General features: G+C 66.1%; 14 protein-coding genes. 8 read left to right on the forward strand and 6 right to left on the reverse strand.

Annotated elements, in window-relative coordinates; all coding sequences use genetic code 11:
- Positions 1 to 229: 229 nt before the first annotated feature.
- Positions 230 to 3,094 (forward strand): valine--tRNA ligase, encoded by a 2,865-nt coding sequence (locus QX048_RS07875; RefSeq protein WP_316194194.1) that lies wholly within the window; start codon positions 230 to 232, stop codon positions 3,092 to 3,094.
- A gap of 108 nt (positions 3,095 to 3,202) precedes the next feature.
- On the opposite strand, the gene QX048_RS07880 is transcribed toward QX048_RS07875, so the two are convergent.
- Entirely contained in the window at positions 3,203 to 3,826 is a 624-nt protein-coding gene (locus QX048_RS07880; RefSeq protein ID WP_316185076.1) for a DNA-3-methyladenine glycosylase, read from the reverse strand.
- A 135-nt stretch (positions 3,827 to 3,961) separates the two neighbouring features.
- Here QX048_RS07880 and lipA point away from each other — a divergent pair, with 135 nt between their 5' ends.
- Positions 3,962 to 4,921: a lipoyl synthase gene (gene lipA, locus QX048_RS07885; RefSeq protein ID WP_315751113.1), complete on the forward strand. Its 960-nt coding sequence runs from the start codon at positions 3,962 to 3,964 to the stop codon at positions 4,919 to 4,921.
- Positions 4,922 to 4,931: 10 nt separating this feature from the next.
- Positions 4,932 to 5,405: a type II toxin-antitoxin system RatA family toxin gene (locus tag QX048_RS07890; RefSeq protein ID WP_316175387.1), complete on the forward strand. Its 474-nt coding sequence runs from the start codon at positions 4,932 to 4,934 to the stop codon at positions 5,403 to 5,405.
- 374 nt (positions 5,406 to 5,779) lie between these two features.
- On the opposite strand, the gene QX048_RS07895 is transcribed toward QX048_RS07890, so the two are convergent.
- The gene (locus QX048_RS07895; protein WP_316200443.1) at positions 5,780 to 7,042 is read right to left on the reverse strand and encodes a methyl-accepting chemotaxis protein; all 1,263 of its coding nucleotides are present in this window, start codon (positions 7,040 to 7,042) and stop codon (positions 5,780 to 5,782) included.
- Between the two features lie 849 nt (positions 7,043 to 7,891).
- On the opposite strand from QX048_RS07895, the gene QX048_RS07900 reads away from it, so the two are divergent.
- Positions 7,892 to 8,449: an HD domain-containing protein gene (locus QX048_RS07900; RefSeq protein ID WP_315751115.1), complete on the forward strand. Its 558-nt coding sequence runs from the start codon at positions 7,892 to 7,894 to the stop codon at positions 8,447 to 8,449.
- Positions 8,450 to 8,696: 247 nt separating this feature from the next.
- The gene (locus QX048_RS07905) at positions 8,697 to 9,044 is read left to right on the forward strand and encodes a DUF1127 domain-containing protein (protein ID WP_315827591.1); all 348 of its coding nucleotides are present in this window, start codon (positions 8,697 to 8,699) and stop codon (positions 9,042 to 9,044) included.
- A 36-nt stretch (positions 9,045 to 9,080) separates the two neighbouring features.
- Here the strand turns inward: QX048_RS07905 and QX048_RS07910 are convergent, their stop codons facing one another.
- The 4 genes from QX048_RS07910 to QX048_RS07925 all read right to left on the reverse strand — a co-directional run bounded on the left by QX048_RS07910 (position 9,081) and on the right by QX048_RS07925 (position 12,485).
- The gene (locus QX048_RS07910; RefSeq protein ID WP_316241293.1) at positions 9,081 to 9,968 is read right to left on the reverse strand and encodes an alpha/beta hydrolase family protein; all 888 of its coding nucleotides are present in this window, start codon (positions 9,966 to 9,968) and stop codon (positions 9,081 to 9,083) included.
- A gap of 324 nt (positions 9,969 to 10,292) precedes the next feature.
- Positions 10,293 to 10,625, reverse strand: coding sequence for a hypothetical protein (locus tag QX048_RS07915; protein WP_315827593.1), 333 nt, complete (start codon positions 10,623 to 10,625; stop codon positions 10,293 to 10,295).
- Positions 10,626 to 11,237: a CinA family protein gene (locus QX048_RS07920; protein ID WP_315711887.1), complete on the reverse strand. Its 612-nt coding sequence runs from the start codon at positions 11,235 to 11,237 to the stop codon at positions 10,626 to 10,628.
- 66 nt (positions 11,238 to 11,303) lie between these two features.
- Positions 11,304 to 12,485, reverse strand: coding sequence for a bifunctional 2-C-methyl-D-erythritol 4-phosphate cytidylyltransferase/2-C-methyl-D-erythritol 2,4-cyclodiphosphate synthase (locus QX048_RS07925; protein ID WP_315827594.1), 1,182 nt, complete (start codon positions 12,483 to 12,485; stop codon positions 11,304 to 11,306).
- 450 nt (positions 12,486 to 12,935) lie between these two features.
- On the opposite strand from QX048_RS07925, the gene dusB reads away from it, so the two are divergent.
- The 3 genes from dusB to ntrC are packed head-to-tail and all read left to right on the forward strand — an operon-like array spanning position 12,936 to position 16,525.
- A complete protein-coding gene (gene dusB / locus QX048_RS07930) occupies positions 12,936 to 13,889 on the forward strand; it encodes a tRNA dihydrouridine synthase DusB (RefSeq protein ID WP_315712620.1) in 954 nt (317 codons plus the stop codon).
- The gene (locus tag QX048_RS07935) at positions 13,886 to 15,073 is read left to right on the forward strand and encodes a nitrogen regulation protein NR(II) (protein WP_315751120.1); all 1,188 of its coding nucleotides are present in this window, start codon (positions 13,886 to 13,888) and stop codon (positions 15,071 to 15,073) included. Before dusB ends, QX048_RS07935 begins: the two co-directional genes overlap by 4 nt.
- Positions 15,074 to 15,082: 9 nt before the next feature.
- The gene (ntrC, locus tag QX048_RS07940) at positions 15,083 to 16,525 is read left to right on the forward strand and encodes a nitrogen regulation protein NR(I) (protein WP_315711890.1); all 1,443 of its coding nucleotides are present in this window, start codon (positions 15,083 to 15,085) and stop codon (positions 16,523 to 16,525) included.
- Positions 16,526 to 16,642: the final 117 nt, after the last annotated feature.

Consider the following 16,642-nt stretch of genomic DNA (forward strand, 5'->3'; position numbering starts at 1 on the left):
TGCTGTTGACTTGGCGCGCCGCGGCGGCTTTCTAGCCCTGTCAAGCTGATCCCTGCCGGACGGATCGAGAGGGCTCTTCCAGGAGCGCGGTCCGCGGTCGGACATCAGTCCGAAAACAGCCCAAGCACCAACAGCTTGCGCGAGCTTTTTCAGGTCATGTCACAAAAGGCCCGGACGAGTTCTGCGACATCCCGAATTGGACAGCCGGCCCCGCGCCGCTGGAAATGCCATGATCGATAAGAATTATCAGCCCACCGATCTCGAAGGTCGCATGTCCCTGGTCTGGGAGGATGCCCGCGCGTTCTCCGCCGGTCGCCCCGATCGGCGCAATGCGGATCCCTTCACCATCGTGATCCCGCCGCCGAACGTGACCGGCTCGCTGCACATGGGGCACGCGCTCAACAACACGCTGCAGGACATCCTGTGCCGGTTCGAGCGCATGCGGGGCCGCGACGTGCTGTGGCAGCCGGGCACCGACCATGCCGGCATCGCCACCCAGATGGTGGTCGAGCGTCAGCTGATGGAGCGCCAGCAGCCCGGCCGCCGCGAGATGGGCCGCGAAAAGTTCCTCGCGCGCGTCTGGCAGTGGAAGGACGAGAGCGGCGGCACCATCATCAACCAGCTCAAACGCCTCGGCGCTTCCTGCGACTGGGGTCGCGAGCGGTTCACCATGGACGAGGGTCTGTCCAAGGCCGTCGTGAAGGTGTTCGTCGAGTTGCACCGTGCGGGCCTGATCTACAAGGACAAGCGGCTGGTCAACTGGGACCCGAAGCTGCTGACCGCGATCTCCGATCTCGAAGTCCAGCAGATCGAGGTCAAGGGCAACCTCTGGTACCTGCGCTATCCGATCGAGGGGACGACGTTCAGCCCCGAGGATCCCACGAGTTTCATCGTTGTCGCGACCACGCGTCCCGAGACCATGCTTGGCGACAGCGCGGTCGCGGTGCATCCGGACGACGAGCGCTATCAGCACCTCGTCGGCAAGCGCGTGATCCTGCCGCTGGTCGGGCGTGAGATCCCGATCGTTGCCGACACCTATTCCGATCCGGAGAAGGGCACCGGCGCGGTCAAGATCACGCCGGCGCACGACTTCAACGACTTCGAGGTCGGCCGCCGCCATGGCCTGCCGCAGATCAGCATTCTCGACCGCGAGGGCTGCATCGCGCTGGTCGACAACGAGGACTATCTGCGCGGCCTTCCCGAGGGCTCCGAGGAGTTTGCCAGGGAGTTCCACGGCATCGAGCGCTTTGCTGCGCGCAAGAAGATCCTGGAGCGGCTGGAGTCCTTCGGCTTCCTCGAGCGCGTCGAGCCGAATACGCACATGGTGCCGCATGGCGACCGCTCCGGTGTCGTGATCGAGCCATATCTGACCGACCAGTGGTATGTCGACGCCAAGACCCTGGCGCAGCCGGCGATCGCAGCCGTCAGGTCGGGCGCGACGACGTTCGTGCCGCGCAACTGGGAGAAGACCTATTTCGACTGGATGGAGAACATCCAGCCCTGGTGCATCTCCCGCCAGCTGTGGTGGGGTCACCAGATTCCCGCGTGGTACGGCCCTGACGGTAAGGTGTTCGTCGCCGAGACCGAGGAGGAGGCCGTCGGCCACGCGATCGGCTACTACGTCGAGCAGGAGGTCATCACGGCCGAGCAGGGCCGCGAGATGGCGCTCGACCGCAACAAGCGCGAAGGCTTCATCACGCGTGACGAGGACGTGCTCGACACCTGGTTCTCCTCGGCGCTGTGGCCGTTCTCGACGCTCGGCTGGCCGGACGCCACGCCCGAGGTGAAGCGCTACTATCCGACCAACGTGCTGGTCACCGGCTTCGACATCATCTTCTTCTGGGTCGCCCGAATGATGATGATGGGCCTTCACTTCATGAAGGAAGTGCCGTTCTCGACGGTCTACATCCATGCGCTCGTCCGCGACGAGAAGGGCGCCAAGATGTCGAAGTCGAAAGGCAACGTCATCGATCCGCTCGCGCTGATCGACGAGCACGGCGCCGACGCGCTGCGCTTCACGCTCGCCGCGATGGCGGCGCAGGGCCGCGACATCAAGCTGTCGACCCAGCGCGTCGACGGCTACCGCAAGTTCGCCAACAAGCTCTGGAACGCCAGCCGCTTCGCCGAGATGAACGGTTGCGCCGTGCCGGACGGCTTCGATCCGGGCTCCGCCAAGGAGACGCTGAACCGCTGGATCGCCCATGAGGCTGCCGCCGCCACGCGCGAGGTCACCGAGGCGCTGGAGGCGTATCGCTTCAACGACGCGGCTAATGCGATCTACCGCTTCGTCTGGGACGTCTATTGCGACTGGTATGTCGAGCTCTCCAAGCCGACCCTGCTCGGCGAGGACGGCCCCGCCAAGGCCGAGACCCGCGCGATGGTGGCCTGGGCGCGCGACGAGATCCTCAAGCTCCTGCATCCCTTCATGCCTTTCATCACCGAGGCCCTGTGGGAGTCGACCGCCAAGCGCGACAGTCTGCTGACCCTGTCACCCTGGCCGCACCGCACCGACAGGCCGACGGTCGCCGAGATCGCCGCGCTGTCGGCCGCCAGCTTCGGCGACCCCCTGGTGCCGCCGCTGCTGGTCTCGTTCGACGCCGCCAGCTTCAAGGACGAGGCGGCCGAGGCCGAGATCGGCTGGGTGGTCGATCTCGTCACGTCCATCCGCTCGGTCCGCGCCGAGATGAACATCCCGCCGGCGACTCTGATGCCGCTCGCGCTCGTCGGTGCCTCCGCCGAGACGAGGGATCGCGCACCGCGCTGGAGCGAGGTCATCAAGCGCCTTGCGCGTCTCTCCGACATCTCCTTCGCCGATACGGCGCCCGAAGGCTCCGCCCAGCTCGTCGTGCGCGGCGAGGTCGCCGCGCTGCCGCTCAAGGGCGTCGTCGATCTCGCCGCCGAGCGCACCCGCCTTGGAAAGGAAATCGCCAAGGCCGAGGCCGATATCGAGCGCGTCGACAAGAAGCTCGGCAACGAGAAGTTCGTCGCCAACGCGCCCGAGGAACTGGTCGAGGAGGAGAAGGAAAAGCGCGAGGCGGCATTGGCGCGCAAGGCCAAGTTCCAAGAGGCGTTGTCGCGGCTGCAGGGCGCGTGACGTCGTTCTCCCTCCTCCGTCATTCCGGGGCGATGCGAAGCATCGAACCTGGAATCTCGAGATTCCGGGTCTGGTCCTTCGGACCTTCCCGGAATGACGGCCGGCGGCTTAGCGCGGAAACCGCTTGCTCACGAACCTAGAGCCCTTGAGCCCGAAGCGCCACGGCAGCTCGACCGCCTTGGTGATGCCGATGCGGACGCCGGTGACGATCTCTACATCCTCAGGTCGGGCGAACAGCTCGATCGGTAGAGCATCCAGCGCCAGGCCATTATGGGCGATCGTGATCCCCATCGCCTCGGTCAGCTTGCCCGGCCCCGAGCATAGTGCCTTGACATCCTCCAGCCCGCGCCGCCGCCGCATCTCGTCGATCCCGAAGGTCGGCTCGATCGCCCGGATCAGGACCGCGCTCGCCGAGCCCTCCACCTCGCAGACGAAGTTCATGCACCAGTGAATGCCGTAGGAGCGGTAGACGTAGGCGAAACCGGGCGGGCCGAACATCACCTGGTTGCGCGGCGTCGGGCCCCGGAACGAATGCGCCGCCGGGTCGGTGTGGTGATAGGCCTCGACCTCGACGATGGTCCCGCCGACGCCGTCGACCAGAAAGGTCGCCCCGATCAGCTCCGGCGCCACCGCGAGCACCTCGCGGGCGAAGAACGCCCGCGTCAGCCGCTTGGCCGCAGCATTGCGCCGGGGCCGTGAAACCCCGGGGGCTTTTGCCGGTTTTTGCGCCATTCTCAAGGAAATCCGCCGTGCTGAGCGCTGTTCCGCGCTGCCCATATCTGCCATGCCCTGGTATCCTCGGCCAGCCGGTTGCGGCGCGCCGCGGCACGGAATAGCTAGGGCGCAACAGAGGTTTGTGCGAATCCCATGGTCACCATCGTCGACATCAACGCGAACACGCCGCTGCGCCCCCGCCACCCCGAGAAGGCGAACCGGCCGGACTCGATCTCGCCGGCGAAGCCTGCCTGGATCCGCGTCAAGGCGCCGACCACCCGCGGCTACGCCGATACCCGCAACATCGTGCGCGAGAACGGCCTCGTCACCGTATGCGAGGAGGCCGGCTGCCCGAATATCGGCGAGTGCTGGGACAAGAAGCACGCCACCTTCATGATCATGGGCGACACCTGCACGCGGGCCTGCGCCTTCTGCAACGTCAAGACCGGCCTGCCCGAGGCGCTCGACGCCGGCGAGCCGGAGCACGTCGCGGAGGCGACCTTCAAGCTCGGCCTCGCCCATGTCGTCGTCACCTCGGTCGACCGCGACGATCTCGCCGACGGCGGAGCCGGCCATATCGCCGCGACCATCCGCGCCATCCGCGCGAAATGTCCGACCACCACGATCGAGGTGCTGACGCCCGACTTCCTGCGCAAGGACGGCGCGCTGGAGCAGGTCGTCGCCGCCAAGCCCGACGTCTTCAACCACAATCTCGAGACCGTGCCATCGCGCTACCTCTCGGTTCGGCCCGGCGCGCGCTACTTCCACTCGATCCGGCTGCTGCAGCGGGTCAAGGAGATCGACCCCACCATCTTCACCAAGTCCGGCATCATGGTTGGCCTCGGCGAGGAGCGCCACGAGGTGCTGCAGGTGATGGACGACCTCCGCTCGGCCGAGGTCGATTTCCTCACCATCGGGCAGTATCTGCAGCCGACGAGGAAGCACCACGCCGTGATGCGCTTCGTCACGCCGGAGGAGTTCTCCGGCTATGAGACCGTCGCCTACACCAAGGGTTTCCTGATGGTGTCGGCGAGCCCGCTCACGCGCTCCTCGCACCACGCCGGCGAGGATTTCGCCAAGCTGAAGGCCGCGCGCGAAGCCATGGCGCGCTGATCGAGACGAGATGCCGAGATTTTCCAACAAGCGGCGCGTGCCGCACACGGCCGAGCAGATGTTCGACCTCGTCGCCGATGTCGAGCGCTATCCGGAGTTCGTGCCGCTGTGCGAGAAGCTGGTGGTGCGCCAGCACAGCCAGAAGCCTGACGGTATCGAGGTCGTCGTCGCCGACATGACGGTGTCGTTCAAGCTCGTGAAGGAGACCTTCACCAGCCGGGTTACGCTGGATCGGGCCAAGCGCAACATCCTGGTCGAGTATGTCAGCGGGCCGTTCTCCAGCCTGGAAAACCGCTGGAGCTTCGAGCCGCGCGAGCAGGGCGCCTGCGAGGTGACGTTCTTCATCGCCTATGAGTTCAAGAGCCGTATGCTGGCGATGCTGATGGGCTCGATGTTCGACACCATCTTCGCGCGCATGTCGGCGGCGTTCGAAAAGCGCGCCGATGCGATCTACGGCCGCAAGCCAGCGGTGTCGTCGACGTAAGTCTTTCTCCATGTCTTCCAGTGGTAGACGATAGAGGGCGCCTCACCCTCCGTCGTCATCCCCGCGAAAGCGGGGATCCATAACCACAGGACTGCTTGTGGCGGCAGGCAGGTAACTCCGAGCTCGTCTCACCACATCTGCTGCGGCGTATGGATCCCGGGTCGGCGCCTCCGCGGCGCGTTGCGCCGCTGCGGCTTGCCCGGGATGACAGCGGAGGGTGAGGCTGGCGGCCTGCCAACTCACAGCAAGTTGCACCCACGAAGCCGTGGCCAGCGCAACTTGGCTTCAAAATCCTATCCACGCTTCAAACAGCTGCTCCGCGACATCGCCGCGGAGCCGTTCTGATCGCGGACACGTCGAGCCGCGACCGAAACCTACGCCGCCTGCACGGCGGTCAAAAAGTCCTTCACCTTGCCGCGCAGCTCGTCGGCGTGCTTGGCGAGCTGGCCGGCTGCACCCAGCATCTGCCGCGCTGCGCCGCCGGCCGATTCCACCGTCTGGCTGACCGAGCCGATGTTGGTGGCGACCTCGCGGGTGCCGCTGGCGGCCTGGCTGACCGAGCGGGCGATCTCCTGCGTCGCGTGGCCCTGCTGGTCGACCGCGGTCGCAATGGTCTTGGCGATCTCGCTGATCTGGCCGATGGTGCCGCCGATGCCCTGGATCGCGGCCACGGTGTCGCTGGTGGCGCGCTGCATCGCGCTGATGTGGGCTGATATCTCGTCGGTCGCCTTGGCGGTCTGGCTCGACAGGCTCTTCACCTCCGAGGCCACGACGGCGAAGCCGCGGCCGGCATCGCCGGCGCGTGCCGCCTCGATGGTCGCGTTCAGCGCCAGCAGGTTGGTCTGGCTCGCGATCGCGTTGATCATGTCGGTGACCGCGCCGATCTTGGCCGCCGCGTCCGCCAGGCTGTTGACGAGGTCGTTGGTGCGTGAGGACGCCTCGACCGCCTCGGCGGCGATGGTCGAGGAGGTCGCGACCTGGCGGTTGATCTCGCTGACCGAGGTCGACAGCTCCTCGGTGGCGCCGGCCACCGACTGCACGTTGGACGAGGCGGAGTTCGACGCCGACGCCACCAGCGCCACGCGTTGCGCGGCCTGATCCGCGGTCGTCGTCAGCGAGGCCGCCGTGGTCTCGACCTCGCGCGAGGCGCCGGAGATCGCATTGGCGATGGCGCCGACCGAGGTCTCGAAATCCTTGGCGATCCGGTCGAGCGCGCGCTTCTTCTCCTCGCGTGCGGCGACGAGGTCGGAGAGATCGCGGCGGAAGCTCATGACGTAGGTCTGGCCCTCGACCTGGGTCGGCACCAGCGTGATCTGGACCAGCGCCGGGCTGCCGTCGGCGCGCTTGGTGGTCCACTCGAACGTCGCGTGGCCCTCGCGCCTGGCCTTGGCATCCATCTCGCGCACCACGTCGGCGGAGCGCTTGCCATCGGGCTGGAACTCCGGCGCCATGGTCGCCGGCGAACGCGACAGCAGGTCCTGCTTGCTGCGGAAGCCGCCGAAGCGGACCGCGGTCTCGTTGCAGGCGATGATCTTGCCTTCGGACATCACCAGGATGGCGTCGCGATGACGTTCGAACAGCTCCGTCATCAGGAGGTTATGCGTGCGATCAGCCGACTTGCCGGAGAAGAAAGCCATGGGGTCCCGAATCCACTGTCAGAGAAGAATGCGCGAGACGTAGCAGGACAAAATTAACCAAAACCTTTAGGCCAGGGCGGCGCGTACGATAATCGTGGGCGATCTGGATGATGGGGGACGCATCGAGCGGACAGGCAGCCGCATCCTCCGCGGCGCCATCACGCCCGGGCTGTGCATCTCGATCGGCCCTCTCAGATCACGAGGGCGCAGGGAATGCCGGGAGCTCGCCGCCCCCATGGCCCGCCTGCGGAGAAAAATGCAGGCGGCAGGTACCACAGGTGCAGCCGAGACATCCCGGCATTCCCCGCGCGACGGTCTTCACGCTTATACGCAGTCTCCCCGGGGACCGGCTGTCTTGCCCCCGTGACCGGCGGATCATCACCGGCGTGACACCAGCTTCGGGGCGTCAGGACGCTGCGACTTCACGTCCGCCAAGAGCCGTTCGTCCGCACGTCCAAGACGCGCTGCGGCCCCTCGGCGGCCATCGCCTTCCCACCTCGCGTGTCGTGACGATCGCGATACGCCCCTCGTGTCGAGGCGGGATGAGGGGAGAGAAACATGAATTCTGAAAAATAGAAACGACAATATTTTCGTCGGTAGGACTGGACAGTGAGTCGGACATTGAACGGATTGAGGAAATCAGTGTCTTGGCGCACGCCCTCGCGATGCGCTTCGATCGCAGCAAGGCACCGGAAACGGGCTCTCCGCTATTCCGCACGCCAGCTGATTTGCCCGACGGGTCGGCTAGGATGATGCTCGACCTGGTGCCCAATGATTGGAACAACGTCGATAATGACCAACGACGAACCATCGGTCTGACCCTGCGTCAGCCAGAGAAGAAAGCATGCAATGTCACTCTCTCATCTCTACGACGAAGCGCTCGTCTATGCGACAAGGCTGCACCGGACCCAATTGAGAAAGGGCAGCAACGTACCCTACATCGCGCATCTGCTGAGCGTCTCCAGCCGCGTGCTGTCGGCGGGCGGCAGCGAGGTGCAGGCCATCGCGGGCCTGTTGCATGACGCCGCCGAGGACCAGGGCGGGCAGGCCACGCTGGATGAGATCCGCCGGCGTTTTGGCGATGGCGTCGCCGGGATCGTCGCGGACTGCACGGATTCCTGGGTCGATCCGAAGCCCGAATGGCGCCCGCGGAAGGAAGCCTATCTCGCCCGGCTGCCGCTCAAGCCGGTGTCATCGCTGCTGGTCTCGCTCGCCGACAAGGTTGACAACGCGGAAGCGATCGCGAGCGACCTTGATGAGGTCGGCGACGTCGTGTGGCAACGCTTCACCGGTGGAAGGGATGGCACGATCTGGTATTACCGCACGCTGAGCCGGATTTTCGATGAGGCTCTGCCTGGACCGTTGGCGCGGCAACTTGCGCGGACCGTCGGTGCTTTTCCGTCCTGAGCAAATTTGGGGAGGCCGCTCGGCCTCGCATCCATTCGATGGATGACAACCTCAGATGGATCGGCTATAGAGCCGGCCATGATCACCGCCGCCACCCATCGTTTTGGTCGCATCACGCACCGTAGCTCGCTGGCGGCGGGAGGATCGCGCTCAATCTGACGATTTGCAGCATTTGATCCGAACAGCCGCCAGGGACCTGGCGGCTTTTTTGTTGCCGGCAGGTTCTTCATTTGAAGGGGAGCCCGCCATGCCGAGCACGACCGACGATCCGAGGGTCATCGCCATCGAGGAGCGTATGCTCCGCGGCGCCTCGCGATCGCCGGGGCTCTGCGCGCTCGGTCGTGATCCCTTGTCGCGCCATCCCATCTCGCCCAGGCCGGGCGCCAAGATCTACTACTTGGCGCCACCGGCTCCCCATCAAAGCTTCGCCGACCTCAAGCCCGCGTCATTGTTGCGGCTCTGGTGGGAGCGCTGGCGCGAGCGCCGCCGCTTTGCCCGGGAGTTGCCGCGGATCGCCGACGAGGTGCTGCAGGACTACGGCCTGACACGCGACGAGGCGCGGCGGCTGTGCCGGCGCCCGTTCTGGCGCGCTTGAGAGCGACGCGGCGGAACGCAGGTTCTGCCACGGATCCTACTTGCCCAGCTTCTCGGAGATGAACCTGACGACCTGGGCGTCAAACTCTCGGTGAAACGCCGCGCGGTCGAAATCCGCAGGCGTATCAGCACAGATGCGCGGGACGGCGGCCGCGAGCTCCGCGGAGCACGGCGCGAGGAAAGCAAAATGCGCGGCGGACACGGTGTGGACCTCGGGCGTGCCGGGAAGGCTCGCGGTTACGCGGGCGGTCCCTTCCGGATCGACCCCGTTGCCGCCGAGCTCCGAGCGCCAGACCTGGAGGGGAATCTTGATGCTCGCGAGATTTGCTCGCGTGAATCCGACCGTGTGGGCGGCGTCGGCCAGCACGGCCGCCTTGATCCTCTCGTCGTGCGGCCAACTTCTGGGAAACTCGCCATTGCGGACCTGCTCGCAGAACGGGTTCTGTTGCGTGCAGTAGTGCGCCACCCTTTGAAAGTCCGGGTCGACGCCGGCGAGAACGGTTCCGGTGTAGCCACCGCGCGAAAAGCCGAAGAAGCCGATCCGGTCCGGATCAATCGCGGCTCTGCTTGTCCAATCGTTCAACATGAAATCGATCAGATGCATGATGTCCTGCGGCCGTGAGAGCCAGACCGACAGGCTGTCGCGCTGCGCCAGGTCACCGACACTGTCGCCGGGATGGTTGATCGCCGCGACGATGAATCCCGCGTCCGCCAGCGCCTCCGCAACATCGTGGTTTCCACCGATCCAGCCGCCGCGACCGTGGGACATGACGACCAATGGCAGCTTCGTGCCGTTGATTGGACAATTCTTTACCCCGGGCAGTGTCTCCAGCCCTGGGATCGCGAGGCTTCCAACCGGGACGCTACCGGCGTCTGCGGCGCAAGGCGTCCAGATGATGCCGTGGAATCCGTGATCGACCTCCAAGAGCTGCAAGCCAGCGGCTTGGGCGGAGGAGGTCAGGAGCAGGAGGACGAACGAGAGGGCAGCGAATGTGCGGTCTAGCAATATGATCTCCTCCTGACATGTAGCTCGGCGCGCTCTCGCGAGGGGTGCGTCGATCAAGTTCGCGGTGCGCGATGGTCTAGCGAGCTTGTCATGCTGTCAGGAGCGCTTCGCGTCCGTCGTCGCGATGTCCTTGACGGTTCAACGCCAGCCCAAGCTTGATTCATGACAACATTGTTAAATCACGCTTTCGAGATCGTGCGGCAACTCTCCGTTTATCATCATTGCGAGGCGCACTTTCGATGCTCAATTGATCGTGCCTTCAGCGTAACCGATCAGGAGGAATTCAAAATCGGCACATTGCAGAGATAGCAACTGCGATTCGTCATCGACCACCTCGAAGCGTATTCTCTCCTGCTGCCAATGACCGATGTCCCTGACGTCCAGACGGAAACCGTCCATGCGGTCCAGGTGTCCGATCCTGACCTCGACCGCGCCGATGAAGCGCAATTCCAGCCGCGGTTCGGTTCGCGATCGATCCGTCAGGAGCACCAGCTCGACGATGCAGGTCGGTAAAACTGGATCGCGTCGCTGCGCCCGCGATGACGATGCGGCGAGAGCCGCGCGCGTCACTTCCAACTACGTCCGGGGCCGCCTCGGCCGCTTGACCGGATGCAGCCGCGGCGTGCGGGCCACGCGCGGACGTAGTCGCGTCGCCGCCGCGCGTTTCGGCTTGGCAGCGACCTGTGGCCGCGCCAGCTCCATCAGCAGGCGCAGGGCTTCCAGCACCGAGCGCGTGCGCACGGTGCTGCGGCCGATGGCGCCGAAGCGGTGTTCGCGGTGGGTGATGCGGCCGTCGCGGGCGGCGACGGCGAAATGGACCAGGCCGACCGGCTTGCCGGGGGTGGCGCCGCCGGGGCCGGCGATGCCGGTGATGGCGACGGCGAGGTCGACGTCGGCGCGCTCCAGGGCGCCGACGGCCATCTGGATCGCGGTCTCCTTGGAGACGGCGCCGAAGGTCTGCAGCGTCGAAGCCTCGACGCCGAGCATGGCGCGCTTGGCCTCGTTCGAATAGGTGACGAAGCCGCGGTCGATGACGTCGGAGGAGCCGGGGATGTCGGTCAGGGCCGCGGCGACCAGGCCGCCGGTGCAGGACTCGGCGGTCGCGATCATCAGCTTGCGCGACCGGCAGAGGTCGAGCAGCGAGCGGGCCAGCGCGCTGGTAGAGCCGATTTGACGTTCGCTGGCCATGGCTGCGTTGTCCTCATCCGACCGTCAGATCGAAAGCTCCATGAGCGGTGACAGGGTGGTGCGCCTCTAGGCGCTCCACGGAAGACGGATCGTTGCGCTCGCCGTCGCTGCGATGCCTTCCTCGCGGCCGGTGAAGCCGAGCCGCTCGCTGGTGGTGGCCTTGACCGCGATGCGCGAGATGTCGACGCCGGTGATCTCGGCGATGCGGGCGCGCATCTGGTCGCGCAGCGGGCCGATCTTCGGGCGCTCGCAGATCATCGTGACCTCGAGATTGGCGACGCGGCCGCCGCGCGCGGTCACGCGCTCGATGGCGTATTTCAAGAACTGGTCGGATGCGGCGCCTTTCCACTTCATGTCGGAGGGCGGGAAGTGCGAGCCGATGTCGCCATCGGCCAGGGCGCCCAAAATTGCATCAACCAGAGCGTGCAGACCGACGTCACCGTCGGAGTGGGCAAGGAACCCCTTGCTATGCGGCACACGCAGGCCGCACAGCCAGACATGGTCGCCTTCGCCGAAGGCGTGGACGTCGTAGCCGGTGCCGGTCCGGATGTCGCCGAGCTGCGCGGCAAGGCGCGCTTCCTCGCGCACGAAATCTTCCGGTGTGGTGAGCTTCATGTTGGCAACATCGCCCTCAAAGGTCGCGACGGTCAATCCCGCCCATTCGGCGATCGCCGCATCATCTGTGAACTCGGTGAGGCCGTCGCGCGCGGCGCGGCGGTGTGCCTCCAGGATCGTGTCGAACTTGAAGGTCTGCGGCGTCTGGGCGATGCGCAGCTTCGCGCGCTCCGGTGTCGCGGTGATGTCGCCGCCCGTGCCGACTTCCTTGATGGTGTCGGTGACCGGCACCACGGGAATCGCCGCGCCGGTCTTGCCGGCCGCTCGAATCGCGCGCGAGATCACGGCGGGCGTGACGAACGGACGCGCGGCATCGTGGATCAGCACGATGTCGGGCTTGTGCGGCGCCAGCGCTTCCAGGCCCGCGAGCACCGAGGCCTGTCGCGTCGCACCGCCATGCGCTGGGGCCTCGTGGCGCAGGCCGAAGACGGCTGCGTTGAAGATGTCGATGTCGTCGGGGTTCACCACCGGCTGGACCACCGCCACCTCGGGGTGATCGGCGAAGGCGGCGAGCGCGCGATGGATGACCGTGCGGCCGCCGATCATGCGATATTGCTTCGGACCGCCGGCGCCGGCGCGCAGGCCACGTCCGGCCGCGACGAGAATGGCTGCAGTCCGCTGAGAAGTCGTCATGGGAACAGGGTATCGATGCTGATGAGGATGATGGGGTTCGCGGCTTCTTACATCTGCAGAAGATGTTAAGCGAGCAGGATCACACGTCGCATGAACGGCACCTGCGATCGCGACACAAGCGCCGGGATCCGCTGGCGCGTTGAGGGGGGCGCTCGCACCTGCCGCCTGCGAGCACCTTGCCGAGCCATGCAAAAATCCGGCGGCTCACGGGTTTACCATGACTGCCGAACAAGCATATTTTGCTGCACTGCACTTGAAATGCCGATCGTCTTGGCTAAAGTGTAGGCATGACGCTTGACTGCACAAGATTTGTGCTTGAGAGTGCAGCGCAGACGCGATGATGCGTCCAAAGAGCTTTAAGAGTCGTTCGTGACCGGTCCGGCCAATACACAAGCCAAAGCCTTGAAGATAGGCGACGTTTCGCTCGCCAACCGGGCCATTCTCGCGCCGATGTCGGGGATCACCGACGCGCCGTTCCGCCGACTCGCGGCCGAGCTCGGCGCCGGGCTGGTGGTGTCCGAGATGACTGCGAGCGACGATCTCGTGCGCGGGCGGTGGATATCCCGGTTGCGCTGCGAGGCGAGCGGCGTCGGGCCGCATGTGGTGCAGCTCGCCGGCTGCGAGGCGCATTGGATGGCCGAGGGCGCGAAGGTCGCCGAGGATGGCGGCGCCGAGATCATCGACATCAACATGGGTTGCCCGGCGCGGCACGTGACCGGCGGCCAGTCCGGCTCGGCCCTGATGCGCGATCTCGATCATGCGCTGACCCTGATCGAGGCGACGGTCGAGGCCGTCGATGTGCCCGTGACCCTGAAGATGCGGCTCGGCTGGGACGAGCGCAGCCTGAATGCGCCGGAGCTGGCGCGCCGCGCGCAGGCCGCGGGCGTGCAGTTGATCACCGTGCACGGCCGTACGCGGCAGCAGTTCTACAAGGGCGAAGCCGACTGGAGCGCGGTGCGCGCCGTGAAGGACGCCGTCGATCTGCCGGTCGTCGTCAACGGCGACATCACCAGCTATGAGGACGCGCGCGAGGCGCTCGACGCCTCCGGCGCCGATGCCGTGATGATCGGGCGCGGCGCGCAAGGCCAGCCCTGGCTGCCCGGCCAGATCGGCCGCCGACTCGAGGGCGGTGCGGAAGAGGGCGCGCCGGAGCTGGCGCAGCAGCTCGGTCTTCTCACCGCGCTCTATGACGAGATCTGCCGTCACTATGGCGCGCGTGTCGGCCTGCGCCACGCCCGCAAGCATCTCAGTTGGGGGCTCGACGTCGCCGCCCAGCACGCGCAAGCGCCGGCCGAAAAACTGAAGGCCTGGCGCGACCGTATCCTGACGTCCGAGCAGCCGTCCTTGGTGCATCGGGCGCTGCGTGAGGCCTTCGACGATTTTGCCTGGAGTGCAGCCGCATGAGCTCAGCCGCAGAACAGCGCAAGCGACTTCCATCGGATGGCGACGCCATCCTCAACGCCCTGCCGAATCCGGTCCTCGTCATCGGCCCGGACGGCATGATCATGGACGCCAACATGGCGGCGGAATCGTTCTTCGATTCCTCCACCCAGTTTCTGCAGCGGCAGTCGCTGAAGAAGCTGGTGCCGTTCGGCTCTCCGCTGCTGGCGCTGATCGATCAGGTCCGCACCACCAGCGCGCCGGTCAACGAGTACAAGGTCGATCTGGGCACGCCGCGCACCGGCGCCGATCGGCTCGTCGACCTGCACGTCGCGCCGCTGCCGGAGCGGCCCGGCCATATCGTGGTCATGCTGCAGGAGCGCACCATCGCCGACAAGATGGACCGCCAGCTCACCCATCGCAGCGCCGCGCGCTCGGTGATCGCACTGGCCGCGATGCTCGCGCACGAGATCAAGAACCCGCTGTCGGGCATCCGCGGCGCTGCGCAGCTCCTGGAGCAGCAGGCCTCCTCCGAGGACCGCATGCTGACCCGGCTGATCTGCGACGAGGCCGACCGCATCGTCACTTTGGTCGACCGCATGGAGGTGTTCGGCGACGACCGCCCGGTGGCGCGCGGGCCCGTGAACATCCATTCCGTGCTCGATCACGTGAAGCGGCTGGCGCAGTCGGGCTTTGCCCGCAACATCCGCTTCGTCGAGGACTACGATCCGTCGCTGCCGCCGGTGCTCGCCAACCAGGATCAACTGATCCAGGTGTTCCTGAACCTGGTCAAGAATGCCGCGGAAGCGGTCGTCGATCTCGGCTCGGATGCGGAGATCCAGCTCACCACGGCGTTCCGCCCGGGGGTGCGCCTGTCGGTGCCCGGCAAGAAGTCGCGGGTGTCGCTGCCGCTGGAGTTCTGCGTCAGGGACAACGGCCCCGGCGTGCCTGAAGACCTGATGCCCAATCTGTTCGATCCGTTCGTGACCACCAAGCCGACCGGAAGCGGCCTCGGACTTGCATTGGTCGCGAAGATCGTCGGCGACCATGGCGGGATCATCGAGTGCGAGTCGCAGCCGCGCAAGACGACCTTCCGGGTGCTGATGCCGATGTACAGCGCAACCAAACAACCAGATCAAAGCCCAAATCACAGCCATGGCGATGACGTTTCGGGGACGCCGTTGCATGCCTCACAGGGATCAAATTGAGGACCACCTATGCCTGCAGGTAGCATTCTCGTTGCCGACGACGATACGGCCATCCGCACGGTCCTGAACCAGGCGCTGTCACGCGCCGGCTATGAGGTGCGGCTGACCGGCAATGCCGCGACGCTGTGGCGCTGGGTGAGCCAGGGCGAGGGCGATCTCGTCATCACCGACGTGGTGATGCCGGACGAGAACGCGTTCGACCTGCTGCCGCGGATCAAGAAGATGCGGCCGAACCTGCCGGTCATCGTCATGAGCGCGCAGAACACCTTCATGACCGCCATCAAGGCGTCGGAGCGCGGCGCCTATGAGTATCTGCCGAAGCCGTTCGACCTGAAGGAGCTGATCGCGATCGTCGGCCGTGCCTTGGCCGAGCCGAAGGAGCGTGCGGCGAGCCAGCCCGACGACGGCGAGTTCGAATCGATCCCGCTGGTCGGCCGCTCGCCGGCGATGCAGGACATCTACCGCGTGCTGGCGCGGCTGATGCAGACCGATCTCACGGTGATGATCTCGGGCGAGAGCGGCACCGGCAAGGAGCTGGTGGCGCGCGCGCTGCACGATTACGGCAAGCGCCGCAACGGGCCGTTCGTCGCGGTCAACATGGCGGCGATCCCGCGCGACCTGATCGAGTCGGAATTGTTCGGGCACGAGCGCGGCGCCTTCACCGGTGCCAACACCCGCGCCTCCGGCCGCTTCGAGCAGGCCGAGGGCGGCACCTTGTTCCTGGACGAGATCGGCGACATGCCGATGGAGGCGCAGACGCGGCTTTTGCGCGTGCTGCAGCAGGGCGAGTACACCACCGTCGGCGGCCGCACCCCGATCAAGACCGACGTGCGCATCGTCGCCGCCTCCAACAAGGACCTGCGCATCCTGATCCAGCAGGGGCTTTTCCGGGAAGATCTGTTCTTCCGCCTCAACGTCGTGCCCCTGCGGCTGCCGCCGCTGCGCGAGCGCATCGAGGACCTGCCGGATCTCGTCCGGCATTTCTTCGCGCTGGCCGAGAAGGACGGCCTGCCGCCGAAGAAGCTCGATGCCGCGGCGCTGGAGCGGCTGAAGCAGCACCGCTGGCCGGGCAATGTCCGCGAGCTGGAGAATCTCGCCCGGCGTTTGGCCGCGCTGTATCCGCAGGACGTCATCACGGCCTCGGTGATCGACGGCGAGCTGGCGCCGCCGGCGGTGACCACCGGCTCGAACACGCCGACCTCGATCGACAATCTCGGCGGTGCCGTGGAGGCCTATCTGTCCTCGCACTTCCAGGGATTCCCCAACGGCGTGCCGCCGCCGGGGCTGTACCACCGCATCCTCAAGGAGATCGAGATTCCGCTGCTGACGGCAGCGCTGGCGGCGACGCGCGGCAACCAGATCCGCGCCGCCGATCTGCTCGGCCTCAATCGCAACACGCTGCGCAAGAAGATCCGCGACCTCGACATTCAAGTGTACCGCAGCGGCGCTTGACGGTTATTTGATACCTTTACGGCGGGCTCGGACCCGCCTCAGGTGAGAATTAATGTAGACAAATCCGCGACGCGCTCCGGCGCCGCGGATTTGTCGCAATTTGGCAACAGCGTGGTA

This window comes from Bradyrhizobium sp. SZCCHNS30572 (assembly GCF_032484415.1).
Lineage (GTDB): Bacteria > Pseudomonadota > Alphaproteobacteria > Rhizobiales > Xanthobacteraceae > Bradyrhizobium.